Below are 25,779 nucleotides of genomic sequence, written 5' to 3'. Positions count from 1 at the left end.
GATCGCCATGGCCGGTGACATCAAGAGTGACAACCAGCCCTACGACGACATCAACGTCACGCCGATGCTGGACCTCGCGTACGTGTTGCTGGTCGTCTTCATCATCCTGACGACGGCATCGGTGCAGGGCGTGAAGGTGAAGTCCCCCGAGACGATGGCGGCCAACAACCTGGCCAAGCCACAGACGCGCGCGATCACGATCACGGCGGATGGCGGCGTGTACCTGGACGCTTACCCCGTGGACATGGAGCAGTTGCGCACGTCGCTGGCCCAGTACAAGTCGGCCAACCCGTCACTGCCCGTCGTGCTGAAGGCAGACGCGGCGGCGCAGTACGACAAGGTGATGCAGGTGCTGGAGGTGGCCAAGAAGCTGGACATCACCGAGATCGGGTTGGTCACCAAGCGGGCGGGGAGCTGACATGAGCAAGCTGCTTCGTCGCCCCACGAGAACCTCCATCGCCAAGCCCGGAAGCCGTTCGCATCGAGGTATTTATCTTCCCCCCTTGAGCCCCGCCGAGGAACACAAGCCCCGAAGCCCGCGAGCGCAGCTCGCCTCAAGAACTGACTCGCGACGCCTGTTTGAGCAGAGCGTAGCGGAGCGAGTTCGGCGCGGGGCTTCGGGGCTTGTGTTCCTCGGGAACCCCGCAGGGGCGGGGCGGTCGGGGGTCGCTTCTTTGCCTACTTTCTTGTCGACACAAGAAAACCGAAGGTTTCGGCGAAGCCAAAGTAGGTCGCCCGCCGGGGCGACCTCCCGGCTGGGCCTCGGCGCTAACCCAAACCCACCGCGGAGCGCCTGACATGCAAGTCAACCAGGACGCCAAACCCTACGACAGCATCAACGTCACGCCGATGCTCGACCTCGCCTATGTGCTGCTGGTCGTCTTCATCCTGATGACCACTGCCAGCGTGCAAGGCCTGAGCATCACCATGCCCAAACCCAGCAACAAGCCCAGCACGGAGAAGCACGAGCTGAAGATCGTGCAGGTCATGCCCGATGGCGGTGTGCTGCTGAACGGCGTCGGCGTGAGCCTGGCGGAGCTGGAAACGCAGCTCGACGCCGCGAAGCAACGCGACGCACAGATGTCCGTCGCCATCAAGGGCGATGCGCGCACGCAGTACGCCAGCGTCGTCGCCGTCATCGACCTGTGCAACAAGCTGGGCGTGAACATGGGCCTGGTGACGAGCCGGATCGGGACCTGACATGAAGGCCTTGCACGTCAAGATCCTCGTCGCCATCGGCTTCGTGCTGGTGGGCATCGCCGTGTGGTGGGGCGTCACGCACATGAAGGCCGAGGCGCCCAAGCGCCAGGTCGCCAAGATCGCCATCCTGCCCGACACGCCACCGCCCCCGCCGCCTCCGCCCAAGGAAGAGAAGAAGCCCGAGCCGCCGAAGGAAGAGCCCAAGCAGGTCATGCGCGAGGAGCAGATCAAGCAGGTCGAGGCGCCCAAGCCGGCCGAGGCGATCAAGATGGAAGGCGCCGCCGGCGATGGTCCCAGCGCCTTCGCGGCGGGCAACGTCGCCAAGGACTACGCCGGCGGCGCGCCGACGACCGGCGGCGGCGGTCCGAGCGGCAACGCGGCCGACCGCGCGCAGGAACGCTTCTACGCCAACGCCGCGCGCCAGCTGCTGCAAAGCGAGATCGAGCGCCACCTGAAGGCCGATGCCGAGCAGCTGACCGCGACGTTCTCCATCTGGCTGGACAAGGACGGCGGCATCCAGCGCTTCGAGCTGAGCCCCAGCGGCAACGACGGCAACGACACCGCGCTGCGCAGTGCGCTCGACGAAACCCGCCGCCAGTTCAAGCTGCCACCGCCCCCGGCGCTGGCCCTCTCCCAACCCATGCGCTTTCGCCTCAGCGTGCGGCCCCAAGCCTGATTCCGATTTCGACGCGACCCCATGAAGCCCATCCTCACGCTGCTGCTCGCCAGCCTCCTCGCGACTTCCGCCCACGCCGAGGCCTCTGACAAGGAGGAGATCGCCCGCCTGCGCGCGACGACGCAAGCCCTCATCGACGCCCTCGTCGGCCAGGGCCTGCTGACGCGCGACAAGGCCGAGGCCATCCTCAAGCAGGCCCAGGCCGCCGCCACCGCGCCGGCACCGCAACCGCCGCAGGCCGATGCCGCCAGGCCCAACGTGCTGCGCATCCCCTACGTGCCCGAGACGGTGCGCCAGCAGATGCGCGAGGAGATCAAGGCCGAGGTGCTGGCCCAGGCCAAGGGCGAGCGCTGGGGCCAGCCCGACGCGCTGCCCGAATGGATCAGCCGCATCAAGGTCGGCGGCGACCTGCGCGTGCGCGGCCAGAGCGAGTTCTTCGACAAGGACAACATCGCCGCCGAGGTCTACCGCTCGCAGACGGCGTCGCCCGCGTGGTCGCCGGACCTGACCAACACGACGACGGACCGCCAGCGCCTGACGCTGCGCGGCCGCCTTGAGGTAGACGCCAAGCTCAGCGACCAGGTGCTGGCCAACGTGCGCATCGCCACCGGCAGCACGGGCAACAGCGCCACGTCCACGTCGCAGACGCTGGGCAACGACTTCAACCGCTACACGCTGGGGCTGGACCGCGCCTACATCCGCTGGCAGCCGCCGCTGTTCATGAACGGCCTGTCCGCTGACTTCGGCCGCATGCCCAATCCGTTCTACAGCACCGACCTGGCCTGGCCCGATGACCTGGCCTTCGACGGCGTGGCGGCCAAGCTGAGCCATACCTTCACGCCGCAGCGCAGCCTGTTCGCGGCGGCAGGTGTGTTCCCGCTGGAGGAGTTGAGCCTGTCCACGCAGGACAAGTGGCTGCTGGGCGCACAGGTCGGCGGCGAGATCGACCTCGCCCGCGGCGTGCAGTTCAAGCTGGGCTTGGCGGCCTACGACTTCCGCCACATGGAAGGTCGCCGCGAGACGGACCCGGCACCCACCGGCACCCGCGCCGGCACGACCAACTACTTCGCGTCGCAGTACGCCGCCGGCCTGCGCCTGAAGGGCAACACGCTGATCAACCTGAACGACCCGACCAGCACGGCCTCGCCGACCTGGGGCCTGGCGTCCAAGTTCCGCCCCGTCAACATGACGGCCAGCCTGCAACTGGACCAGGTGTTTCCCGTGCCCGTGGGCCTGACGCTGGACTGGATCAAGAACACCGCCTTCGACCTGAAGGACATCCAGGCCCGCGCCGGCGTGACGCTGGCGGACCTGAAGGAGAAGACCAACGCCGTGCAGGCCCGCGTGCAGGTCGGCGCGCCGAAGCTGACGCGACGCGGCGACTGGCAGGCCTTCACGGCCTACCGCCTGGTGCAGCGCGACGCGTGGATCGACGGCTTCACCGACACGACCTGGCACCTGGGCGGCACCAACTACAAGGGCTGGTCCATCGGCGGCAACGTCGGCCTGGATCGCAACTTCTGGCTCAGCGGGCGCTGGACCAGCACGCGCAACCTTGACGACGGCGTGCGCTTCCTGGCCGTGCCGGGCGACGCGACGTCGATCAGCGGCAACCTCAGCAGCGCGCCGCTGCGCATCGAGGTCTTCCAGCTCGACCTGAACGCGAGGTTCTGATGAAGCGCATCGCGATCGCGCTGCTGGCCGCAGCCAGCCTCACCGCCCATGCCGAGGACGCCAAGCCCTCCAGGGAACGCGAGGCCTTGCGCCGTGCCCAGGCTGCGCTGCGCGCCGCGCAGGAGCAGCAAAGCAGCCTGCAGGCCGACAAGGCCAAGGTCGAGGCCGAAGCCGCCAGTGCGAAGAAGGACGCCAGTGCCGCCCGCGCCCAGATCGCCGGCAGCGCCGCCCGCCTGAAGGCCAGCGAGGCCGAGGTGCAGGCGCTGCGCGTGCAGCTGCAGGCCGACCGGGAGGCCCGGCAACAGGACGACGCGAAGGCGCTCGAACGCGAGCAGGCGCTGCAGCAGCAGATCGTTGCCGCACGCCAGGAAGCCGCCGCCCGCCAGCAGGCCAACCAGGCGCTGACGCGGCTGCTGGAGCGCAGCACGCAGGCGCTGGCCGACGCGGAGGGCAAGAACCGCAAGCTCTACGCCATCGGCCAGGACCTCGTGAAGCGCTGGCAGGGCCGCGCGCCACTCGACACCGCGCTGCTGCAAGACCCGGTGCTGGGCCTCACAGCCGTGCGCTTCGAGGACCAGGCGGAAAAGCTGCGCGCCGAGCTGGAGGCGCAGCGGGTGATGCGTTGAGCCTCTAGCCGCTCAGCGGCTGGACGGAAAGCTGAACACGGCACCTTCGCGCACGCCGGCGGACGGCCAACGCTGCGTGATGGCCTTGCGCCGCGTGTAGAAGCGCACCGCGTCCGGCCCGTAGGCGTGCAGGTCGCCGAACAGCGAGCGCTTCCAGCCGCCGAAGGAGTGGTAGGCCACCGGCACCGGCAGCGGCACGTTGACGCCCACCATGCCGACCTCGATGTGGTCACTGAAATGTCGCGCGGCCTCGCCGTCGCGCGTGAAGATGCAGGTGCCGTTGCCGTACTCGTGGGCGTTGATGATGTCCATCGCTTCCTGCAATGAATCCACGCGCATGACGCCCAGTACCGGGCCGAAGATCTCCTCCTGGTGGATCTTCATGCCGGGCTTGACGTGGTCGAACAGGCAGGGACCGAGGAAGTAGCCGCCCCCGTGGCCCGGCACCGACAGGCCGCGGCCGTCCACCACCAGCGTGGCGCCTTCCTCCACGCCGTGGTCGACGTAGCCACGCACCTTCTCGAAGTGCGCCCGCGTCACCAGCGGCCCCATGTCACAGGACGAAGCCGTGCCGGGGCCCACCTTCATGCGGGCGATCTCGGCGACCAGGCCGGCCACGACAGCGTCGGCCGTCGCCTGGCCCACGGCCACGACGATGGGCACCGCCATGCAGCGCTCGCCGCACGAGCCGAAGGCTGCGCCCATCAGCGCCGTCACGGCGTTGGGGATGTCGGCATCGGGCATGACGACCGCGTGGTTCTTCGCGCCGCCCAGCGCCTGCACGCGCTTGCCACGGGCGGTGCCGGTCGCGTAGATGGCCTCGGCCACCGGCGTCGAGCCGACGAAGCTGACAGCCTTCACGCGCGGGTCGGCCAGCAGCGCGTCGACCGCCTCCTTGTCGCCGTTGACGACGTTGAGCACGCCCGGCGGCAGGCCGGCCTCCAACGCCAGCTCGGCGATCAGCAGCGCGCTGGACGGGTCTCGCTCCGACGGCTTGAGCACGAAGGTGTTGCCGCAGGCCACCGCCATGGGCCACATCCACAACGGCACCATGGCGGGGAAGTTGAACGGCGTGATGCCGGCCGTCACGCCCAGCGCCTGGTGTTCGCACCAGGCGTCGATGCCGGGGCCGACGTTGCGGCTGTGCTCGCCCTTCAGCAGTTCCGGCGCGTAGCTGGCGTACTCGACGTTCTCGATGCCGCGCTGCAGCTCGCCCATGCTGTCGGCCAGCACCTTGCCATGCTCCAGCGTGATGAGCTCGCAGATGCGCGCGGCGTTGTCCTCCAGCAGCGTCTTCAGCCGGCTCATGACGCGTGCGCGCTTGAGCGGCGGCGTGGCCTTCCAGGCCGGCAGCGCGCGCTGCGCAGCGGCGATGGCCTCGGACACGGTGGCCGCGTCGGCCAGCGCGACGCGGGCGACGGGGCGGCCGGTGGACGGATCGAAGACGTCGGCGAGGCGCTGGCCGCCGTCCTGGCGGGCGCCGTTGATCAGATGGGGAATGGTTCGAAGGGCAGTCATGGCAGGCGGGGGTGGCGCAGTCGGTCAGGCGGTTTCGTGGAAGGTCTCGGCAAGCGCGTCCAGCAGCGTCTCGATCTCGTGCGGCGTGCTCGTGAACGGCGGCGCCAGCTGGATGGTGTCGCCGCCGTAGCGCACGTAGAAGCCCTTGCGGTACATGGCCATCGCGATCTCGAACGGGCGGCGGGCCGGCTCGCCGGGCGCGGGGTCCACCGTGATGCCGGCGGCGAGGCCGTAGTTGCGGATGTCGGCCACGTGGCGCACGCCGCGCAGGCCGTGCACGGCGTTCTCGAAGCGCGGCGCCAGCTCGCGCACGCGCTGCAGCGCGGACTCCGACTCCAGCAGGTCCAGCGCCGCGAGCGCCGCTGCGCATGCCACCGGGTGGGCCGAATAGGTGTAGCCGTGCGGGAACTCCAGCATGTAGTCCGGCCCGCCGGCGTCCATGAAGGTGTCGTGGATGTCCTGGCGGGCGATGACGGCGCCCATGGGCTGGGCGCCGTTGGTGACCTGCTTGGCGATGTTGAGGATGTCGGGCGTGACGCCGAAGGCCTCGGCGCCGGTCCAGTGACCGGTGCGGCCGAAGCCGGTGATGACCTCGTCGAAGATCAGCAGGATGCCGTGCGCCGTGCAGAGGTCGCGCAGGCGCTGCAGATAGCCCACCGGCGGCACGATGACGCCGGCCGAACCCGAGAACGGCTCGACGATGACCGCGGCGATGGTGGACGCGTCGTGCAGCTGGATCAGCGTCAGCAGCTCGTCTGCGAGATCGGCGCCGGTGGGCGGCATGCCGCGGTGGAAGCTGCCCAGCGGCGGCTGCGTGTGCGGCAGGTGGTCTGCCTCGACGCCCTGGCCGTAGAGCTTGCGGTTGCCCGCGATGCCGCCGACCGAGATGCCGCCGAAGTTCACGCCGTGGTAGCCCTTGCCGCGGCCGATGAAGCGCGTCTTGCCCGGCTGCCCCTGGAGGCGCCAGTAGGCCCGGGCCAGCTTCAGCGACGTGTCGGCCGCCTCCGAGCCGGAGCCGGTGAAGAACACGCGGTTCAGGCCGGCCGGCATGCGCTCGACGATGCGGTTCGCGAGCTCGAACGACAGCGGGTGGCCGAACTGGAAGGCGGGCGCGTAGTCCAGCGTGGCTACCTGCCGGGCGATCGCTTCGGTGATCTCGCTGCGGCCGTGGCCCAGGCCCGTGCACCACAGGCCGGACAGCCCGTCGAACACGCGACGCCCCTCGGCGGTGGTGTAGTAGTGGCCGGCCGCGCCGGTGATCAGCCGCGGGTTGCGCTTGAACTCGCGGTTGCCGCTGAACGGCATCCAGTGCGCGGCGAGATGCTCAGCCTGCGCCGCGGGCGGGTTGTGCAGCCATTCTTCCTTTGCGTTCATCGCGATCTCCTGGGATGGCGGCGTCGCGCCGCGGTCGTGTCAGGGCGAATGCTCGTGGCCCGCGTGCTTTAATGGAATGACAACTTATTCCACTTCACTTGAAGATAAATGCAACCAAAGGCCCGCGCGCTGCTGGGGCGGCTCGGCGATATTGACCTGAGGCTGCTGCGCGTCTTCAAGGCCGTGGCGGACTGCGGCGGCATGGCGGCCGCCGAGCTGGAGCTGAACATCGCGATGTCGACGATCAGCCGCCACATCAAGGATCTGGAGGAGCGGCTGGGCCTGGTGCTGTGCCGCCGTGGGCGCGGTGGCTTCGCGCTGAGCGCGGAAGGCGAGCGCGTCTACGCGGCGGCGGAACAGCTGCTGTCGGCCACCGAGGCCTTCCGCGGCAGCCTGCACGAGATCCACCGCGGGCTGGGCGGCGAGCTGCACGTGGCGATCTTCGACAAGACCGCCACCAATCACCAGGCCCATATCGCCGAGGCGGTCAGCGCCTTCCACGCGATGGCGCCGGAGGTGTCGCTGCACCTGCACGTCGGCACCATCGCGATGATCGAGCGCGGCGTCATGGACGGACAGTTCCAACTGGGCATCCTGCCCGAGCACCGCCGCTCGGAAAGCCTGATCTACGCCCCCCTGTTCGGCGAGGTCATGCGGCTGTACGCCGGCCGGACGCACCCCTGGTTCGCTGCCGCACCTGCCGCCGCGGACTGGAAGGACCTGCGCACCCAGCCGCTGGCCGGGCTGGGCTACCACTCGCCCAACATGCGCCTCGCCCACGAGCACCGACTGGACCGTGCGGCCACGGCATCCGACCAGGAGGGCATCGCGACGCTGGTGCTGTCGGGCGCGTTCGTCGGCTTCCTGCCTGAGCACTACGCGCAGACCTTCGTCGACGCCGGCCGCATGCGGGCCATCGCGCCCGACGTGCTGAAGTACGACTGCCGCTTCAGCAGCGTACACCGCCGCGCGCCGACGCTGTCGCGTGCAGCGCAGAGCTTCCTGACGGCGCTGGTCCAGGCGCACGGCGACGCCTGAACACAAAGGCGCCCCCGCGCGCTCACGTGGCGCTGTCAAGCAATCCAGAGTGAGTCACCGGGGATTGGACGAATCCCTCGAAACCCAATACCTTTGGGCCGGGCGACATCCTCCAATGACCGCGCCGACCACCACTCCCATCCAGGCAGCGCTGCCCCGCAGCGCCCCCCGCGTGCTGATCCCGGCCTGCAACCGCATGCATGGCGACCACCCCTTCCACATGGTCGGCCGCAAGTACGTCGAGGCGGTGCGGCTGGCGGGCGCCTATCCGCTCATCGTGCCGGCCGCGCACCCCGATGAACTGGACGGTTGGCTGGACATGGCCGACGGCCTGCTGCTGACCGGCTCCGCGTCCAACGTCCACCCCTCGCATTTCGATGCCGAGGTCCACGACACCCGCCTGCCGCTGGACTCCCTGCGGGACGCGTGGACGCTGCCCATCGTGCGCCAGGTGATCGCCCGCGGCATGCCGCTGCTGGCCATCTGCCGCGGCTTCCAGGAGGCCAACGTCGCGCTGGGCGGCAGCCTGCACCAGGCCGTGCACGAGCAGCCGGGCCTGGCCGACCACCGCGCCGCCGACGACCAGCCCGTCGGCGTGCAGTACGGCCCGGCACATCCGGTGCACGTCGAGCCCGGCGGCCTGCTGGCCGGCCTGCTGCGCACCGACACCGTGACGGTCAACAGCATCCACGGCCAGGGCGTGGACCGCCTGGCCAACACGGTGCGCGTGGAAGCGCGTGCGCCGGACGGCCTCGTCGAGGCCTTTTCCGCGGGCAGTGGCTTCGCGCTGTGCGTGCAGTGGCACCCCGAATGGCGGGCGGAGACCAACCCGGCCTCGATGGCGATCCTGAAGGCCTTCGGTGCGGCCTGCCAGGATTGGCGCGACCTGCACCGGCCACCGGACGCCTGAGCCGTGTCACGCCCTCCCGCGGTGCTTTGCCGCGGGCCGTCCACCGCTCACCGAGTCCTGCCATGCTGTCCCCCATCCAATCCCCCGCCACCGCCGCGCTGCCGGCCGACGCCAACTTCGACACCCTGACCCACTGGCTGCGCGAACACCGCGTCGGCGAGGTGGAATGCCTGGTCCCTGACCTCACGGGCCTGGCCCGCGGCAAGATCCTGCCGCGCGAGCGCTTCGCCGCCGACAAGGGCATGCGCCTGCCCGAGGTCGCCATCGCGATGAGCGTGACCGGCGAGACGCCCGGCACGCCGCGCTACAGCGACGTCATCGCGTCGACCGACCACGACATGACGCTGCGCGCCGACCCATCCACCGCCCGCATGGTGCCGTGGGCGCAGGACCCCACGGTGCAGGTCATCCACGACTGCTACGACCGCAACGACCGGCTCGTGCCGTTCGCGCCGCGCTCGGTGCTCAAGCGCGTCTGCGAGCTGTACGCGCAGCGCGGCTGGGCGCCGGTCGTCGCGCCCGAGCTGGAGTTCTACCTGGTCGCGCGCAACACCGATGCCGACCTGCCGCTCAAGCCCCCGATCGGCCGCAGCGGCCGCGCCGAAACCTCGCGCCAGGCCTACTCCATCGACGCGGTCAACGAGTTCGACCCGCTGTTCGAGGACATCTACGCCTACTGCGAACAGATGGGCCTCAACGTCGACACGCTGATCCACGAGATCGGCGCCGGCCAGATGGAGATCAACTTCTTCCATGGCGACCCGCTGCTGCTGGCCGACGAGGTATTCCTGTTCAAGCGCCTCGTGCGCGAGGCCGCACTGCGCCACGACATGTACGCCACCTTCATGGCCAAGCCCATCGCCGGCGAGCCCGGCAGCGCCATGCACGTGCACCAGAGCATCGTCCGCACCAGCGACGGCAGCAACCTGTTCAGCAGGCCCGACGGCTCGGCCAGCGACGAGTTCCACTGGTTCATCGGCGGCCTGCAGCGCTACCTGCCCGCGGCGATGGCGCTGCTGGCCCCCTACGTCAACAGCTACCGCCGCCTGGCCCGTTTCACGGCGGCGCCGATCAACACGCAATGGGGCGTGGACAACCGCACCGTAGGCCTGCGCTCGCCGCTGGCGTCGCCGGCGGCGCGGCGCATCGAGAACCGCGTGATCGGCGCCGACGCCAACCCCTACATCGCGCTGGCCACGACGATGTCCTGCGGCTATCTCGGCATCGAGCAGCGGCTCACACCCACTGTCGAATGCAAGGGCGACGCCTACCTCAGCGAGTACGGCCTGCCACGCAGCCTCGGCGAGGCGCTGGACCTGCTGAAGGCCGAGGCCGCGCTGGCCGACATGCTGGGCCAGCCCTTCATCGACGTCTACGCCGAGGTCAAGGACATCGAGCACGCCGAGTTCATGCAGGTGATCTCGCCGTGGGAGCGCGAGCATCTGCTTTTGCATGTCTGAGGGAGGCGACATGAGCGACAAGACCGACTGGCACACCCGTGCCGCCGCGCTGCGCCTGGACGGCCGCCTGCTCATCGACGGCCAACGCGTCGACAGCACCAGCGGCGAGACCTTCGCCAAGCATTCGCCCATCGACAACCGCCTGCTGGGCCCCGTGGCCCGTGGCCGCGCCGAGGACATCGACGCTGCCGTGGCCGCCGCGCGCCGCGCCTTCGACGGCGGCCGCTGGCGCCGGCAGGCGCCGCGCGAGCGCAAGCGTGTGCTGCAACGCTGGGCCGAGCTGCTGCTGGAGAACAGGGACGAACTGGCGCTGCTGGAGACGCTGGACATGGGCAAGCCCATCGCCCATGCGCGGGCGGTGGACGTGCCGTCCTCGGCCAACTGCCTCGCCTGGTACGGCGAGGCCGTGGACAAGCTCTACGACGAGATCGCGCCGACGCCGGCCAACGCGCTGGCCCTCGTCACGCGCGAGCCGATGGGCGTCATCGCCGCCATCGTGCCGTGGAACTACCCGCTCCTCATGGCCGCGTGGAAGCTGGGCCCGGCACTGGCCGCCGGCAACAGCGTCGTGCTCAAGCCTAGCGAGAAGTCGCCCTACAGCGCGCTACGGCTGGCCGAGCTGGCGCTGGAAGCCGGCCTGCCGGCGGGCGTGCTGAACGTCGTGCCCGGCTACGGCCCCGAGGCCGGCGAGGCGCTGGCGCTGCACATGGACGTGGACGCCATCGGCTTCACCGGCTCCACGCGCACGGGCCGGCGCATGCTGGCGGCGTCGGCCGAGTCCAACCTGAAGCGGGTCTACAACGAGCTGGGCGGCAAGTCCGCCTATCTCGTCTTCGCCGACGCCGACCTGGAGCGCGCCGCTCGCACGGCGGCGGGCAGCGTGTTCTATAACCAGGGCGAGTCCTGCAATGCGCCGACGCGGCTGCTGGTGCACCGCTCGCGCGTCGAGGAGTGCGTCGCCTGGGTCACCGACGTGGCACGGCGCCATGCGCCCGGCCACCCGCTGGACGAGACCAGCACCATGGGCGCCCTCGTCGACGAGGCGCAGATGCGCACGGTGCTGGGCTATGTGCAGGCCGGCCAGGACGAAGGCGCGACCCTTGCCTGCGGCGGCCAGCGCGTGCGGGCGGAGACCGGCGGCTTCTATGTCGAGCCCACCGTGTTCAGCGCAGTCGACAACGGCATGCGCATCGCCCGCGAGGAAATCTTCGGCCCGGTGCTGGGCGTCATCGCGTTCGACACCGAGGCAGAAGCCATCGCCATCGCCAACGACAGTCCCTACGGCCTGCAGGCCAGCGTCTGGACCGGCCAGCTGGACCGCGCCCACCGCGTATCGCGCGCGCTGCGCGCCGGCACCGTGCACGTGAACCAGTACGACGACGACGACATCACCGTGCCCTTCGGCGGCTTCAAGCAGAGCGGCAACGGCCGTGACAAGTCGCTGCACGCCTTCGACAAGTACACGGAACTCAAGACCACCTGGCTGCGCATCGGCGGCTGAGGCTCGCATGCAGACATCGCCATCACCGGGCGGCCATGCGCCGTCCCTCTATGCCGCCACCGGCCTGCCGCAGCCGCCGAGGCCCGCGCTGCAAGGCAGCACCGAGGCCGACGCCGTCGTCATCGGCGCCGGCTACACCGGCCTGTCCACGGCGCTGCACCTCGCCGAGGCCGGCTACCGGGTCGTCGTGCTGGAGGCGCAGCGTGTCGGCTGGGGCGCCTCGGGCCGCAACGGCGGCCAGCTGGTGCACAGCTACTCGCGCGACCTGGACGTCATCGAAGCCCGCCATGGCACCGCCACCGCGCGCGCGCTCGGCGCGATGGCGTTCGAGGGCGCGGCCATCATCAAGCAACGCATCCAGCAGTACGGCATCGACTGCCACTTCCGGCCCGGCGGCGTGTTCGCCGCCATCAGCAAGCGTCAGGTGGGCCAGCTCGAACACCACAAGGCCTTGTGGGAGCGCTTCGGCCATCGCGATCTGGAGCTGCTGGACGCCGGTCACAGCGAGGCCATCACCGGCACGCGCCGTTACCGTGCGACGCTGCTGGACCGTAGCACCGGCCATGTGCACCCGCTGCGGCTGGCGCAGGGCGAGGCCCTGGCCCTCGAGTCGCTGGGCGGCGTCATCCACGAGGACTCGGCCGTCACGCGCATCGAGCGCGGCGACCCGGCCGTCGTGCACACGGCCGGCGGCCAGGTGCGGGCCAGGTTCGTCGTCGTCGCCGGCAACGCCTACCTCGGCGGGCTGGAGCCGCAGCTCGCCGCGCGGTCCATGCCCTGCGGCACGCAGGTCATCGCGACCGAGCCGCTGGGCGGACGCTTCCCCGAGATCCTGCCGACGAACTACTGCGTCGAGGACTGCAACTTCCTGCTCGACTACTTCCGCCTGTCGGCCGACCGCCGGCTGATCTACGGCGGCGGCGTCATCTACGGCGCGCGCGACCCGGCGCATGTCGAGTCCATCATCCGGCCCAAGCTGCTGAAGACCTTCCCGCAGCTCAAAGGCGTGCGCGTCGACTTCGGCTGGACGGGCAACTTCCTGCTGACGCTGTCGCGCCTGCCCGAGGTGGGGCGGCTGGCCCCCAACATCTATTACTCACAGGGCTGCTCGGGCCACGGCGTGACGTTCACGCACCTGATCGGCCGCGTGCTGGCCGAGGCCATCCGCGGCCAGGCCGAACGCTTCGACGCGTTCGCGGCGCTGCCGCACCACCCCTTCCCCGGCGGCCGGCTGCTGCGCGTGCCACTGACGGCGCTGGGCGCGGCCTGGTACGACCTGCGCGACAAACTCCAGCGCTAGCGCTGTTCTCTCCAGGCCGTCGGCGACTGCCCCGTCAAGCGCTGGAAGAAGCGCGTGAAGTAGGCCGGGTCGGCAAAGCCCAGCCCGTCGGCGATCTGGCGTACCTGCAGCGTCGTGTAGCCCAGCTCGCGCTTGGCTTCCAGCAGCAGCCGCTGGTGCAGCACGTCCAGCGCCGAGCAGCGCAGGTGCCGCCGGCAGATGCGGTTGAGCTGGGTCGTCGTGATGCCCAGCGGCGCGGCCAGCGCCTGCAGGCTGGGCTGGCCGCGGAACTGGCGCTCGACCTCCTCGCGAAAGCGCGCCAGATGCTGCATCGCCCGCCCCTCCGGCGGCGCGGCCTCGGTCGGCTCGGCAACCAGCGCCGGCAGGCGCGCCACCAGCGCCACCGCCATCAGCACCGCGCCGTCCAGCACCTGGGCTCGCCAGGGGGCTGCGCCGTGGTAGTCGTCGTGCAGCGCGCGGGCCACGGACAGCAGCGTCTGGCTTGGCGCCGAACCGCGCCGCAGCGCCGCGGCGCGCGACGCGGCCAATCCCTCCCACAGGCCGCGTGCCGGGCCCAGCAGCGTGCGCAGCCGCCCCTGCTCCAACGTCAGCACGTAGCCCTCGGTGCCGGGTGAGAACGCGAAGCCGTGCACCGTCAGCGCCGGCACCCAGACCAGGGCCGGCGCGCGCAACGCCAGCGTGCGGCCGTCCACCTGCACACGGGCCGTGCCGCCCTGGATCAGCAGCAGCTGGACGAGCGATGCATGCCGATGCGGCTGGATTTCCCAATTGTGCAATCGGCTCCGGTCGGCAATGGACTCCAGATGGAAGCCGTCGAGGGCCGCGTCCCTTCCCAACTCGCCATAAAGCTCGTAGAGCGGTGGCGACGTGGCGGACTGGGAAATCTGCATGGGTTCGGATTGTGCAAGTGCTGGTTCCAAGCGTCCATTGTTTACAGGCCCGCCCAGACCTAATCTCGATGCACGTGACCTACATCAACAACGAGACATGAAAACACTGCGCACCCAGGTCCTCATCGTCGGCGCCGGCCCGTCGGGTCTGCTGCTAGGCCAGCTGCTGCACAAGGCTGGCGTGGACAACCTCATCCTCGAACGCCAGACCGGCGACTACGTGCTGGGCCGCATCCGCGCCGGCGTGCTGGAACAGACCACCGTCGACCTGCTGGACCAGGCCGGCGTCGGCGCCCGCATGCATGAAGAAGGCCTGGTGCACGACGGCTTCGAGCTCATGTTCGACGGCCAGCGCCACCACATCGACCTGAAGCGGCTCACGGGCGGCAAATCGGTCATGGTCTATGGCCAGACCGAGGTCACGCGCGACCTGATGGAAGCCCGCGCCGCGGCCGGCCTGCCCACGCTGTACTCCGCCACCGACGTGGAGCTGTTCGGCTTCGACGGCGACAGCCCCGGCGCGCGCTGCACGGTGGACGGCGAGCGCGTGGAGGTGCGATGCGACTACATCGCTGGCTGCGACGGCTATCACGGCGTCAGCCGCGCCAGCGTGCCGGCCGAGGCCATCAGCACCCACGAGAAGGTCTACCCCTTCGGCTGGCTGGGCATGCTCAGCGACACGCCGCCGGTCGGCCACGAGCTGATCTATGGCCGCCACGAGCGCGGCTTCACGCTGTGCAGCATGCGCTCCAACACGCGCAGCCGCTACTACCTGCAGGTGCCGCTGACCGAACAGGTCGCCGACTGGAGCGACGAGCGTTTCTGGGACGAGCTGCGCTCGCGCATGGACCCGGCCGCCGCGGCCGCCCTCGTCACCGGCCCGTCGCTGGAGAAGAGCATCGCGCCGCTGCGCAGCTTCGTCGCCGAGCCGATGCGCTTCGGCCGCCTCTTCCTGGCCGGCGACGCCGCCCACATCGTGCCGCCCACCGGCGCCAAGGGGCTCAACCTCGCCGCGTCGGACGTGCACTACCTGTCGCAGGCACTGATCGAGCATTACCGCGAGCGCAGCGAGGCCGGCATCGAGCATTACTCGGCGCGCTGCCTGTCGCGCATCTGGAAGGCCGAGCGCTTCTCGTGGTGGTTCACCAGCCTGATGCACAACCTGCCCAACGAGCCCGAAATCGACGCCAAGCTGCACCGCGCGGAGCTGGAATACCTCGTCACGTCGGACAGCGCCAAGGCCGCGATGGCGGAGAACTACGTCGGCCTGCCCTGGTAAGGTCAACCCATGCCGGCTTGCGATAGCAGCTAGTGCGAGCCAGAACTCGATTGATGGGGCTGGAGTGCGAAGAATGCGCCCCAGACCCGACACCACGCCAACCCATGCCCCTCGACAAACCCTACCAGGACATCCCGGGCACGACCATCTTCGACGCGGAGCAGTCGCGCAAGGGCTATTGGCTCAACCAGTTCTGCATGTCGCTGATGAAGGCAGACAACCGCGAGCGTTTCAAGGCCGACGAACGCGCCTACCTCGACGAGTGGCCCATGACCGATGCGCAGAAGGCCGCCGTGCTCGCGCGTGACCTCAACGAGTGCATCCGCCTGGGCGGCAACATCTACTTCCTGGCCAAGATCGGCGCCACCGACGGCAAGAGCTTCCAGCAGATGGCGGGCAGCATGACCGGCATGACCGAGGCCGAGTACCGCGACATGATGGTTGCCGGCGGCCGCTCCATCCAGGGCAACCGCCGCCTCGGCGAGGACGGCGATGCCCAGCCCCACCGCCAGCCGCAAGGCCAGGCTGGCCGCAAGGAAGGCAAATAACCGTGGCCCGCATCACCGCTTCCGTCTACACCTCCCACGTGCCCGCCATCGGCGCGGCGCTGGACCTGGGCAAGGCCCAAGAGCCCTACTGGCAACCGCTGTTCGCCGGCTACGAGTTCTCCAAGCGCTGGCTTGCACAGAACAAGCCTGACGTCGTCTTCCTCGTCTACAACGACCACGCCACCGCCTTCAGCCTGGACCTGATCCCGACCTTCGCCATCGGCACCGCCGCGCGCTTCGAGCCCGCCGACGAAGGCTGGGGCCCGCGCCCGGTGCCGCCCGTCATCGGCCACCCGGAGCTGGCCAGCCACATAGCGCACAGCGTCATCCAGGACGACTTCGACCTCACCATCGTCAACAAGATGGCCGTGGACCACGGCCTCACGGTGCCGCTGTCGCTGATGTGCGGCCAGCCCGACCCGGTGGCCGGCGCCTGGCCCTGCGCGGTCATCCCGTTCGCCGTCAACGTCGTGCAGTACCCGGTGCCGTCGGGGCGGCGCTGCTTCATGCTGGGCCAGGCCATCCGCCGGGCCGTCGAGTCCTACGGGCCGGATCTCAACGTGCAGATCTGGGGCACGGGTGGCATGAGCCACCAGCTGCAGGGCCCGCGCGCGGGCCTCATCAACCGCGAGTGGGACAACCGCTTCCTGGATCGACTGATCGCCGAGCCCGAGGCGTTGTCGCAGGTCAAGCACGACGAGTACGTGCGCGAAGCCGGCTCCGAGGGCATCGAGCTGGTCATGTGGCTCATTGCCCGCGGCGCGATGGCCGACGTCGCCGGTGGGGCGGCCCCGCGGGTCGCGCATCGCTTCTATCACGTGCCCGCGTCGAACACGGCGGTGGGCCATTTGATTCTGGAGAACACATGAGCAAGCCTATTCGCGTGGCGCTGGCCGGCGCCGGCGCCTTCGGCATCAAGCATCTGGATGCCATCAAGAACATCGACGGCGTCGAGGTCGTCTCGCTGATCAGCCGCGATCTGGACAAGACAAAAGAGGTCGCAGCCAAGTACGGCATCGGCCACGTGACGACCGAGCTGGCTGACAGCCTAGCTAGACCTGAGGTGGACGCCGTCATCCTGTGCACGCCCACGCAGATGCACGCCAGCCAGACGCTGGCCTGCCTGAAGGCGGGCAAGCATGTGCAGGTGGAGATTCCGCTGTGCGACGTGCTGGCGGATGGCGAAGAGGTCGTGCAGGTCGCCAAGGCCTCGGGCCTGGTCGCGATGTGCGGCCACACGCGGCGCTTCAACCCCAGCCACCAGTGGGTGCACCAGAAGATCGCCGCGGGCGAGTTCAACATCCAGCAGATGGACGTGCAGACCTACTTCTTCCGCCGCACCAACATGAATGCGCTGGGCCAGCCGCGCAGCTGGACAGACCACCTGCTATGGCACCACGCCGCGCACACGGTGGACCTGTTCGCGCATCAGGCAGGCAGCCCCGTCGTGCAGGCCAACGCGCTGCAAGGGCCCATCCACCCGACGCTGGGCATCGCGATGGACATGAGCATCCAGCTGAAGGCCGCCAACGGCGCGATCTGCACGCTGAGCCTGTCGTTCAACAACGACGGGCCGCTGGGCACGTTCTTCCGCTACATCGGTGACACAGGCACCTACATCGCGCGCTACGACGACCTGTTCGACGGCAAGGAGAACAAGATCGATGTGTCCCACGTGGACGTATCGATGAACGGCATCGAGCTGCAGGACCGCGAGTTCTTCGCCGCCATCCGCGAGGGACGCGAGCCCAATGGCAGCGTGGCGCAAGTGCTGCCTTGCTACCGGGTGCTGCACCAGCTCGAACAACAATTGGGCGCATGAAAACAAGACGCATCGGCCCCTTCGAGGTCTCGGCCATCGGCCTGGGCTGCATGAACTTGAGCCACGCCTACGGCACGCCGCCGTCGCGTGCCGAAGCCGCGGCCGTGCTGAACGGCGCGCTGGACAACGGCGTGACGCTGTTCGACACGGCCGCGCTCTACGGTTTCGGCGCCAACGAGGAGCTGGTCGGCGAGGTGCTGGCCATGCACCGCGAGCGCATCGTGCTGACGAGCAAGTGCGGCATGCAGGGCGTGGACGGCGTGCGTGTCATCGATGGCCGCCCCGACACCATCCGCGTCAGCGTCGACGCCAGCCTGAAGCGGCTGCGCACCGACGTCATCGACGTGCTCTACCTGCACCGGCTGGACGCCAAGGTCCCGGTGGAGGACAGCGTCGGCGCCATGGCCGAACTCGTGCGCGCCGGCAAGGTGCGGGCGCTGGGTCTGTCCGAGGTGTCGGCCACGACGCTGCGCCGCGCGCACGCGGTGCACCCGATCACCGCGCTGCAGAGCGAATACTCGCTGTGGACGCGCAACCCCGAGCTGGGCGCGCTGCAGGCCTGCCGCGAGCTGGGCGTCGCGTTCGTCGCATTCAGCCCGCTGGCGCGCGGCTTCCTGGGCGGCGAGCTGCGCGACGTCAACGCGCTGGCCCCGAAGGACATCCGCCGCGCCATGCCGCGCTTCTCGCCGCAGCACTACGCGGCCAACCTGAAGCTGCTGGACGCCTTCCAGGACGAGGCCCATCAGCTGCGCTGCGCACCGGCGACGCTGGCATTGGCCTGGCTGCTGCACCAGGGCGAGGACATCGTGCCCATCCCCGGCACATCCCAGGCGGCGCACCTGTGGGAACTGCTGGCCGCACCGCAGCTCACGCTGGACGGCGCCACGCTGGCGCGGCTCGACGCGCTGATCAACCAGCGCACGGTCAGCGGCGCGCGCTACAACGAGGCCACGCAGGCCGAGATCGACACGGAAGAGTTCTAGGCTTCGTCGTCAGGCACCGGCCCGCCGTGCGCGGCGACCTTGTCCAGCAGCTCGATCAGCATGGCGCGCTCGGCGGCGGACAGGCTCAGCTGCAGCTCACCCTCCATCTGCGGCGCGCGCTGCGCCAGCTCGGCCGAGAGCACCTGGCCGGCATCGGTCAGCGTCACCTGCTGCGAGCGGCGGTCGACCTGGCTGCGCGCGCGGTCGATGAGGCCGCGCTCCTGCATGCGGTCCAGCAGCAGCGTCAGGTGCGGCCGCGACAGCGACAGCGCGTCGCTCAGCTGCGCCGGCGTCACCGCCTCGTTGGCCTGCAGCAGCATCAGCAGCGAGAACTCCACCGGCCGCAACGAGAACGGCTTGCCGATGTGGCGGACGAACAAGGCCTGGGTGGTGACCCGCGCCTTCGCGATGCGGTAGCCGATCACCGACTCCAGCGGGCCGGTCTTCAGTTCGGTCTTCTTGGTCTTCGACGACATGCCGGCATGATGCCCCACGCAGGCCCATGACCAGGCCCTCAGCGCGGCGCCATGCGCAGCGCGCCGTCCAGCCGGATGACCTCGCCGTTCAGGTGCGTGTTGACGACGAAGTGCGCCGCCAGCGCCGCGAACTCCTCGGGCTTGCCCAGCCGCTTCGGGAACGGAATGGACGCGGCCAGATTGGCCTGCACCTCTTCCGGCAGTTCCTTGACCAGCGGCGTCGCGAACAGGCCCGGCGCGACCGTGCACACGCGGATGCCATGCTGCGCGAGGTCGCGCGCGAGCGGCAGCGTCATGCCGACGATGCCGGCCTTGGAGGCCGAGTAGGCCTCCTGGCCCACCTGGCCGTCGAAGGCGGCGACCGATGCGGTGCACAGGATGACGCCGCGCTCGCCGTCGTCCAGCCCCTCCAGCTTGGCCATGCGGGCCGCGGCGAGGCGGATGACGTTGTAGGTGCCGATCAGGTTGATGCGCACGACGCGCTCGAAGTCCTCCAGCGGCGCGGGGGAGCCGTCGCGGGCGATGACGCGCTTGGCGGTGCCGATGCCGGCGATGTTCATCAGGATGCGCGCCGGGCCATGGGCGGCCTCGGCGGCGTCGAGTGCGGCCTGCACGGAAGCTGGGTCGGTGATGTCGCAGGCGCAGGCGATGCCGCCGATGTCGGCCGCCACGCGCTGCGCGCCGGCGGCGTTGATGTCGAGCACGGCAACCTTGGCGCCCTGCTTCGCGAGTTCGCGCGCGACGGCCTCGCCGAGGCCGGAGCCGCCGCCGGTGACGAGCGCGGCCTGGTGCTGGATGTTCATGTCAATTCCTTCGAGGTTTTGCGGGGGCGGATGAGCCACGGGTCGGCGTCGGCGCCTTCGTAGAGGGCGTCGACCAGGGCGGCGCGGTGGCTCAGCACGGCACGCTGGTTGATGGAGTTCTTGTCGGTGATCTCGCCGTGCGCGACGGACGGCGGCTCGACCAGCACGTGCAGGCGCTCGACACGGTTGGCGCTGCCCGTGCCCTGCGCGTAGAGCCTGTCGGCCAGCTGCTGGAAGCGCTCGCGCACGTGCGGGTGGTGCAGCACGTCGGCTGCCGCGGCTTCGGGGCCGAGGCCGGCCAGCGCCCGGCAGTCCGCCAGCCGTGGGAAGATCAGTGCGGCGACCTGGTCGCGGTTCAGGCCGGCCAGCACGGCGTCCTGCACGTAGGGGTGGCCTTCGAGCACGATGCGCGAGCGCAGCGGGCCGACGCTGACGAAGGTGCCGGTGGAGAGCTTGAAGTCCTCGGCGATGCGACCGTCGAAGGACAGGCCCAGCGACAGGTCCTCGGCATCCACGAACCGCACCGCGTCGCCGGTGCAGTAGAAGCCCTCGGCATCGAAGGCCTTGGCCGTCAGCGCCGGCTCGCGCCAGTAGCCGGGCATGACGTTGGGGCCGCGGAAGCGCACCTCCAGCTTGCCCTGCACCGGCACGAGCTTGGCCTCGACGCCGGGGCAAGGCAGGCCCACGTGGCCCGAGCGGGCGTGCGTGCCGACGAGGAAGAGGCCGGACGGCGCCGTCTCGGTCATGCCCAGGCTGGTCAGCACGCGCACGCGCTCGCCGCAGGCGGCGACGGCGTGGCGGTCGAGCTTGTCCCACACGGCCTGCGACAGGCCGGCGGCGGCGAACATGATGGCCTTGAGCTGGCGGAAGAAGGCGTCGCGCAGCTCCGCATCGACGTCCATCGCGTTGGCCAGTTCCTCCAGGCCCTTGGGCACGTTGAAGTAGACCGTGGGCGACACGTCCTTCAGGTTGCGCACCGTCTGCGCGAAGCCGGTCGGCGTGGGCTTGCCATCGTCGATGTAGAGGCTGCCGCCGTTGTAGAGCGCGATGCCCAGGTTGTGGCTGCCGCCGAAGGTGTGGCTCCACGGCAGCCAGTCCAGCAGCACCGGCGGCTCGTCGGCCAGGAAGGCCATGCACTGGCGCAGCATCTGCTGGTTGGCGCTGAGCATGCGGTGCGTCGTGATGACGCCCTTGGGCGCGCTGGCGCTGCCGCTGGTGAACAGGATCTTGGCGATGGTGTCGGCGGTGACGGCCGCGTGGGCCTGCGCCAGCGCGGGGCCGGGCGGCGTGTCGAGCAGCGTGGCGAAGGGCGTCGTGGGCCGGTCCGCCAGCTCGCCGCGGCCCAGCACGACGGGCACGTCGGCCGGCACCAGCGCCGAGATCGCGCGGCCGAAGCCGTCGTGCGCCGCGTAGACCATGCCCGGCGTCAGCACGCCCAGGATGTGGCGCAGCCGTGCGAAGTCGCTGGACACCAGTGCGTAGGCCACCGACACACTGGCATAGGGCACGCCGGCCCACATCGCGCCCATCATCAGCGTGGCGTGGTCCAGGCTGTTGTCGGCCAGGATGGCCAGCGGGCGCTCGGCGCTGACGCCGGCGTCCAGCAGCGCCTGGCCGACGGCCTGCGCACGCGCCAGCATGTCGGCGTAGCTGAGGTGTTGCCACGCGCCGGACGCGTCGCGCTGCGCGAGCAGCGGGCGCGCGGGCGATGTGCGGGCCCAGTGCTCCAGCACGTCGGTCAGGCGCTCGGGGTAGGCCTGCAACGGCTCGGTGGAGGACAGCACCTGGCTGCCATCGGGGCGGTCGACCAGCGTGGCGACGACGCAGCCGCCAACGCGCGCATCACGGAAGCCCGCGCCCACGTGGACAGCGTCGCCCGCGGCTAGGGAGCGGCCCGGCGCGGCGCTCATGACTTCACCACCTTGGCCGCCTTGCCTTCGAGGAAGGCCTGCAGCCGGGCCTTGGCCTCGGGCGTGCTGGCCGCGACGGCCGACATCAGCGCCTCGGTGAACAGCCCCTCCGCCGCGCCCTGCTCGGCAATGCGCGGCAGCGCGTGGATGACGGCGAACGCCGTCATCGGCGACGTGCGCGCCGCGGCCTGCGCGACCTCCATCGCCTTGGCCAGCGCGCCGCCGGCCGGTGCGCGGTACTGCACGAGGCCGGCGCGCTCGGCCTGGTCGGCGTCGTAGACGCGGCCGGTCAGCATCATGTCCGTCATCCGCGCGACGCCGATCAGGCGCGGGATGCGCACCGAACCGCCGCCGCCCACAAAGATGCCACGCTGCCCCTCGGGCAGGCCGAAGTAGGCGCTGTCGTCCGCCACGCGCAGATGGCAGGCCGCGGCCAGCTCCAGGCCGCCGCCCACGACGGCGCCATGCAGCGCCGCGACGACCGGCACCCGGCCGAACTGCAGCGCGTCGAACACCGCATGCCAGCCGCGCGAGTGCTGCACGGCACCGCCGATGTCGCGCTCCACCAGCTCCGACAAGTCGAGCCCGGCGCAGAAATGTGCCCCCTCGCCGCTGATCAGCACGGCGTTCACGTCGGCGGGCAGGTTCAGCACGGCGGTGTGCAGCTGGCGGATCAGCTCGTCGGAGATCGCGTTGCGCTTGGCGGGCCGGTTCAGGCGCAAGTGCAGCACGGCGCCAGCGCGCGTGATGGTCAACAGATCCAGGCTGGCCAGCAGGCCATCGACCGGCGTCTCGGGTGGCAGCAAAGGCTCGGCAGGCTTCATTTTGATTCACTTGTTGAACTACATTCAGGGCAAATGATCGTTCAAGCCGCGAAGCATTTCAAGCGCAAAATTCTAGGGTTAGCCATGACAGTCCCGCATGAAAACGCAGGAAATGCCGCTTGATTGGCCATTAAGATAGTTATACATTGCAATTACAAACTTGAGTCAACAGGCCACCCATGAGCAGCAGCTACATCCCTTACGGCGCCTACTGGTCCACCCCCTTCGCCAAGTGGCAGGGCTCGCTGGCCCACCTGAACGCGCTGCACCTGGCCGCGCTGTGCGGCCGCAGCGCGCTGGAGGCGCGGCGCTTCCCTGTGGAGGCCATCGACCTCGGCATCCTGGGCGTGACCAACCCGCAGTTGGGCGGCTTCTACGGCCTGCCCTGGGTCACGGGGCTGATGGGCATCGACCGCGTGGCCGGGCCCACCATCCAGCAGGCCTGCGCCACCAGCGTGCGCGCGATGCAACTGGCCAGCCACGAGATCGCCGCAGGCAGCTCGCGCTGCGCGCTGCTGGTGATGGCCGACCGCCAGTCCAACGGGCCGGTCATCTACTACCCCGATCCCAAGGGCACCGGCGGCTACGGCCATACCGAGCGCTGGGTCACCGACAACATGGGTCACGACCCCTACTTCAAGGGCTCCATGCTGCAGACCGGCGAGAACGTCGCGCGCCGCTACGGCTTCACGACGGCCCAGCAGCATGCCGTCAAGCTGCGCCGTCATGAGCAGTACCAGCAGGCCCTGGCCGACGACCGCGCCTTCCAGAAGCGCTACATGGTCGACGTGCCGCTGTACGACAGCCGCTTCCGCAAGGCCAGCGGCGCGCTGGCCACCGACGAAGGCGTGTTCCCGACAACCGCCGAGGGCCTGGCCAAGCTCAAGCCGGTGGCCGGCGAGCACGGCACCATCACCTTCGGCGGCCAGACGCACCCGGCCGACGGCAATGCCGGCGCCATCCTCACGACGCGGGAGTTCGCCCGCGAGGTGTCGCTCGACCCCGGCATCGAGATCGAGGTGCTGAGCTTCGGCATGTACCGCGAGGAAGCCGGCTACATGCCCGCAGCTCCCGGCCCCGCCGCGCAGGCAGCGCTGAAGCGCGCGGGCCTCGCGGCGACCGAGCTGCATGCCGTGAAGACGCACAACCCCTTCTCGGTCAACGACCTCGCGCTGGCGGCCGACCTCGGCTTCCCGTGGGAACGCATGAACAACTACGGCTGCTCGCTGATCTGGGGCCATCCGCAGGCGCCGACCGGCCTGCGCGGCGTCATCGAGCTGATCGAGGAGCTGGTGCTGCGCGGCGGTGGCGTGGGCCTGTTCACCGGCTGCGCGGCCGGCGACACCGGGCTGGCCACCGTGCTGCGCGTGACCGACTCCCGCAACCACTGACAGGGTCCCCATGAAAGTCATCCGCCCCGCCGACATCGGCCCGCTGATCCCCGACAACGCCACCCTCTTCCTCGGCGGCCTGGCCGTCACCAGCCTGCCGGAGGAGTTGCTGCTCGCGCTGGAACAGCACTTCCTCGCCACCGGCCACCCGCGCCAGCTCAGCACCTGGGCCTGCGGCGCCATCGGCAACTCCGGCGACGCCGGCATGAAGCACTTCGCCCATGCCGGCATGACCCGCCGCGTCGTCGCCGGCCACTTCGGCCAGACCGGGCCGGAGATGATGAAGATGGTGTTCAACGGCGACGTCGAGGCCTACAACTTCCCGCAGGGCTCGCTGTCGCACCTGACGCGCCAGATCGCCTGCCGCGCGCCGGGCGTGCTGACCAAGGTCGGCCTGTGCACCTTCGTCGACCCACGTCTGGAGGGCGGCAAGATGAACAGCGCATCGACCGAGGACCTCGTGCGCCTCGTCGAGTTCGACGGCGAGGAGTGGCTGTACTACAAGGCGCCGAAGATCGACGTCGCACTGATCCGCGGCACGCTGGCCGACGAGCACGGCAACATCACGCTGGACAAGGAAGGCGTCATCCTCGAACAGCTCTCCATCGCCCAGGCCGCCCGCGCCAGCGGCGGCATCGTCATCTGCCAGGTGGAGCGCATCGTCAAGGCCGGCACGCTGCATCCCAAGGCGGTCAAGATCCCGGGCGTCGTCATCGACTACGTCGTCGTCTCGCAGCCCCAGCATCACAAGCAGACCATCGCGACGCAGTTCGATCCCGCGCTGTGCGGCGACATCCGCGTGCCCACCGACAGCCTCGCGCCGATGGCGCTGGACGAGCGCAAGGTCATCGCACGCCGCGCGGCGATGGAGCTGAAGCCCGGCGCCATCACCAATCTGGGCATCGGCATCCCGGCCGGCATCCCGTCCGTTGCCGCCGAGGAAGGCATGGCCGACGCGCTGACGCTGAGCATCGAGAGCGGCGTGACCGGCGGCATCCCGGCGCAGCTGGGCGACTTCGGCCTCGCCTACAACGCCGAGGCCATCATCGAGCAGAGCTTCCAGTTCGACTTCTACGACGGCGGCGGCCTGGACGCGAGCTTCCTCGGGCTGGCGCAGGTGGACGCGGCCGGCAACGTCAACGTCAGCAAGTTCAACGGCCGGCCGGTGGGCTGCGGCGGCTTCGTCAACATCACGCGCTCGACGAAGCGGCTGGTGTTCTGCGGCAGCTTCACGGCCGGCGGCCTGGCGCTGCGCGTCGGCAACGGCGAACTGCACATCGACACCGAAGGCCGCTCGCGCAAGTTCGTGCAGCAGGTCGAGCAGATCACCTTCAACGGCCGCGACGCCGCGCTGCGCGGCCAGGAAGTCGTGTTCGTCACCGAGCGCGCCGTGTTCCACCTGCGCGCCGACGGCCTGGAGCTGACCGAGATCGCCCCGGGCGTGAACCTGGAGCGCGACGTGCTGGCGCACATGGACTTCCGCCCCATCGTGCGCGACGTGAAGCGCATGGACACCGGCCTGTTCAGCGAGCGCTGGGGCGGCCTGCGCGCCGCGCTGTGCGGCTGAGGCTGCCCC

24 protein-coding genes are annotated in these 25,779 nt (G+C 69.9%); 17 read left to right on the top strand and 7 right to left on the bottom strand.

The features are described 5' to 3' along the window. Positions 1–7: 7 nt before the first annotated feature. The 5 genes from ACG04R_RS24310 to ACG04R_RS24290 all read left to right on the top strand — a co-directional run bounded on the left by ACG04R_RS24310 (position 8) and on the right by ACG04R_RS24290 (position 4,176). A complete protein-coding gene (locus tag ACG04R_RS24310; protein WP_394416296.1) occupies positions 8–418 on the top strand; it encodes an ExbD/TolR family protein in 411 nt (136 codons plus the stop codon). 380 nt (positions 419–798) lie between these two features. Continuing rightward, positions 799–1,200, top strand: coding sequence for an ExbD/TolR family protein (locus ACG04R_RS24305; RefSeq protein WP_394416294.1), 402 nt, complete (start codon positions 799–801; stop codon positions 1,198–1,200). Between the two features lies 1 nt (position 1,201). Then, complete coding sequence (locus ACG04R_RS24300; RefSeq protein ID WP_394416292.1) at positions 1,202–1,876, top strand: TonB C-terminal domain-containing protein; 675 nt, start codon at positions 1,202–1,204, stop codon at positions 1,874–1,876. A gap of 21 nt (positions 1,877–1,897) precedes the next feature. Beyond that, on the top strand, positions 1,898–3,550 hold the full coding sequence (locus ACG04R_RS24295) for a putative porin (protein WP_394416290.1): 1,653 nt from the start codon (positions 1,898–1,900) through the stop codon (positions 3,548–3,550). After that, a complete protein-coding gene (locus ACG04R_RS24290) occupies positions 3,550–4,176 on the top strand; it encodes a hypothetical protein (RefSeq protein WP_394416288.1) in 627 nt (208 codons plus the stop codon). The genes ACG04R_RS24295 and ACG04R_RS24290 overlap by 1 nt, the downstream gene beginning before the upstream one ends. Positions 4,177–4,188: 12 nt before the next feature. Here ACG04R_RS24290 and ACG04R_RS24285 read toward each other — a convergent pair whose 3' ends face one another. Together ACG04R_RS24285 and aptA are read right to left on the bottom strand one after the other, a co-directional pair. Then, positions 4,189–5,694 (bottom strand): CoA-acylating methylmalonate-semialdehyde dehydrogenase, encoded by a 1,506-nt coding sequence (locus ACG04R_RS24285; RefSeq protein WP_394416286.1) that lies wholly within the window; start codon positions 5,692–5,694, stop codon positions 4,189–4,191. A gap of 24 nt (positions 5,695–5,718) precedes the next feature. Next, positions 5,719–7,068, bottom strand: coding sequence for an omega-aminotransferase AptA (gene aptA / locus ACG04R_RS24280; protein ID WP_394416284.1), 1,350 nt, complete (start codon positions 7,066–7,068; stop codon positions 5,719–5,721). A gap of 108 nt (positions 7,069–7,176) precedes the next feature. Here aptA and ACG04R_RS24275 point away from each other — a divergent pair, with 108 nt between their 5' ends. From ACG04R_RS24275 to ACG04R_RS24255, 5 genes are all read left to right on the top strand, one after another. Continuing rightward, positions 7,177–8,106 (top strand): LysR family transcriptional regulator, encoded by a 930-nt coding sequence (locus ACG04R_RS24275; RefSeq protein ID WP_394416282.1) that lies wholly within the window; start codon positions 7,177–7,179, stop codon positions 8,104–8,106. Between the two features lie 115 nt (positions 8,107–8,221). Then, positions 8,222–9,016, top strand: coding sequence for a gamma-glutamyl-gamma-aminobutyrate hydrolase family protein (locus ACG04R_RS24270; RefSeq protein WP_394416280.1), 795 nt, complete (start codon positions 8,222–8,224; stop codon positions 9,014–9,016). 62 nt (positions 9,017–9,078) lie between these two features. After that, a complete protein-coding gene (locus tag ACG04R_RS24265) occupies positions 9,079–10,476 on the top strand; it encodes a glutamine synthetase family protein (protein WP_394416278.1) in 1,398 nt (465 codons plus the stop codon). A 10-nt stretch (positions 10,477–10,486) separates the two neighbouring features. Further along, a complete protein-coding gene (locus tag ACG04R_RS24260; RefSeq protein WP_394416276.1) occupies positions 10,487–11,977 on the top strand; it encodes an aldehyde dehydrogenase in 1,491 nt (496 codons plus the stop codon). A gap of 7 nt (positions 11,978–11,984) precedes the next feature. Further along, on the top strand, positions 11,985–13,277 hold the full coding sequence (locus ACG04R_RS24255; protein WP_394416274.1) for an NAD(P)/FAD-dependent oxidoreductase: 1,293 nt from the start codon (positions 11,985–11,987) through the stop codon (positions 13,275–13,277). Here ACG04R_RS24255 and ACG04R_RS24250 read toward each other — a convergent pair. Further along, positions 13,274–14,167 carry a helix-turn-helix domain-containing protein gene (locus tag ACG04R_RS24250; protein ID WP_394416272.1) on the bottom strand — a complete coding sequence of 298 codons (894 nt, stop codon included), beginning with the start codon at positions 14,165–14,167 and terminating at the stop codon, positions 13,274–13,276. The genes ACG04R_RS24255 and ACG04R_RS24250 overlap by 4 nt on opposite strands. A gap of 106 nt (positions 14,168–14,273) precedes the next feature. Here ACG04R_RS24250 and pobA point away from each other — a divergent pair, with 106 nt between their 5' ends. The 5 genes from pobA (at position 14,274) to ACG04R_RS24225 (ending at position 18,799) form a co-directional block, all read left to right on the top strand. Then, complete coding sequence (gene pobA, locus ACG04R_RS24245) at positions 14,274–15,446, top strand: 4-hydroxybenzoate 3-monooxygenase (protein WP_394416406.1); 1,173 nt, start codon at positions 14,274–14,276, stop codon at positions 15,444–15,446. 104 nt (positions 15,447–15,550) lie between these two features. Then, the gene (gene ligA, locus ACG04R_RS24240) at positions 15,551–15,994 is read left to right on the top strand and encodes a protocatechuate 4,5-dioxygenase subunit alpha (RefSeq protein WP_394416270.1); all 444 of its coding nucleotides are present in this window, start codon (positions 15,551–15,553) and stop codon (positions 15,992–15,994) included. A 2-nt stretch (positions 15,995–15,996) separates the two neighbouring features. Beyond that, entirely contained in the window at positions 15,997–16,863 is an 867-nt protein-coding gene (locus tag ACG04R_RS24235) for a class III extradiol dioxygenase subunit beta (protein ID WP_394416268.1), read from the top strand. Then, positions 16,860–17,816 carry a Gfo/Idh/MocA family oxidoreductase gene (locus ACG04R_RS24230; protein WP_394416266.1) on the top strand — a complete coding sequence of 319 codons (957 nt, stop codon included), beginning with the start codon at positions 16,860–16,862 and terminating at the stop codon, positions 17,814–17,816. The genes ACG04R_RS24235 and ACG04R_RS24230 overlap by 4 nt, the downstream gene beginning before the upstream one ends. Continuing rightward, the gene (locus ACG04R_RS24225) at positions 17,813–18,799 is read left to right on the top strand and encodes an aldo/keto reductase (RefSeq protein ID WP_394416264.1); all 987 of its coding nucleotides are present in this window, start codon (positions 17,813–17,815) and stop codon (positions 18,797–18,799) included. The genes ACG04R_RS24230 and ACG04R_RS24225 overlap by 4 nt, the downstream gene beginning before the upstream one ends. Here the strand turns inward: ACG04R_RS24225 and ACG04R_RS24220 are convergent. The 4 genes from ACG04R_RS24220 to ACG04R_RS24205 are packed head-to-tail and all read right to left on the bottom strand — an operon-like array spanning position 18,796 to position 22,812. Next, positions 18,796–19,275 (bottom strand): MarR family winged helix-turn-helix transcriptional regulator, encoded by a 480-nt coding sequence (locus ACG04R_RS24220; protein WP_394416262.1) that lies wholly within the window; start codon positions 19,273–19,275, stop codon positions 18,796–18,798. The genes ACG04R_RS24225 and ACG04R_RS24220 overlap by 4 nt on opposite strands. Before the next feature lie 38 nt (positions 19,276–19,313). Continuing rightward, positions 19,314–20,078, bottom strand: coding sequence for an SDR family NAD(P)-dependent oxidoreductase (locus tag ACG04R_RS24215; protein ID WP_394416260.1), 765 nt, complete (start codon positions 20,076–20,078; stop codon positions 19,314–19,316). Further along, a complete protein-coding gene (locus ACG04R_RS24210; protein ID WP_394416258.1) occupies positions 20,075–21,988 on the bottom strand; it encodes a feruloyl-CoA synthase in 1,914 nt (637 codons plus the stop codon). The genes ACG04R_RS24215 and ACG04R_RS24210 overlap by 4 nt, the downstream gene beginning before the upstream one ends. Further along, positions 21,985–22,812 (bottom strand): crotonase/enoyl-CoA hydratase family protein, encoded by an 828-nt coding sequence (locus tag ACG04R_RS24205; protein ID WP_394416256.1) that lies wholly within the window; start codon positions 22,810–22,812, stop codon positions 21,985–21,987. Before ACG04R_RS24205 ends, ACG04R_RS24210 begins: the two co-directional genes overlap by 4 nt. A 179-nt stretch (positions 22,813–22,991) precedes the next feature. Between ACG04R_RS24205 and ACG04R_RS24200 the strand changes: the two genes are divergently transcribed. Both ACG04R_RS24200 and ACG04R_RS24195 read left to right on the top strand, forming a co-directional pair. Further along, positions 22,992–24,203: a thiolase family protein gene (locus tag ACG04R_RS24200; RefSeq protein WP_394416254.1), complete on the top strand. Its 1,212-nt coding sequence runs from the start codon at positions 22,992–22,994 to the stop codon at positions 24,201–24,203. 10 nt (positions 24,204–24,213) lie between these two features. Next, positions 24,214–25,770 (top strand): acyl CoA:acetate/3-ketoacid CoA transferase, encoded by a 1,557-nt coding sequence (locus ACG04R_RS24195; RefSeq protein WP_394416252.1) that lies wholly within the window; start codon positions 24,214–24,216, stop codon positions 25,768–25,770. The last annotated feature ends 9 nt before the right edge of the window (positions 25,771–25,779 follow it).

Origin of the sequence: Pelomonas candidula (genome assembly GCF_043555985.1) — a bacterium.
Lineage (GTDB): Bacteria > Pseudomonadota > Gammaproteobacteria > Burkholderiales > Burkholderiaceae_C > Pelomonas > Pelomonas candidula.
This window is presented reverse-complemented; position numbering and strand designations above follow the sequence as displayed.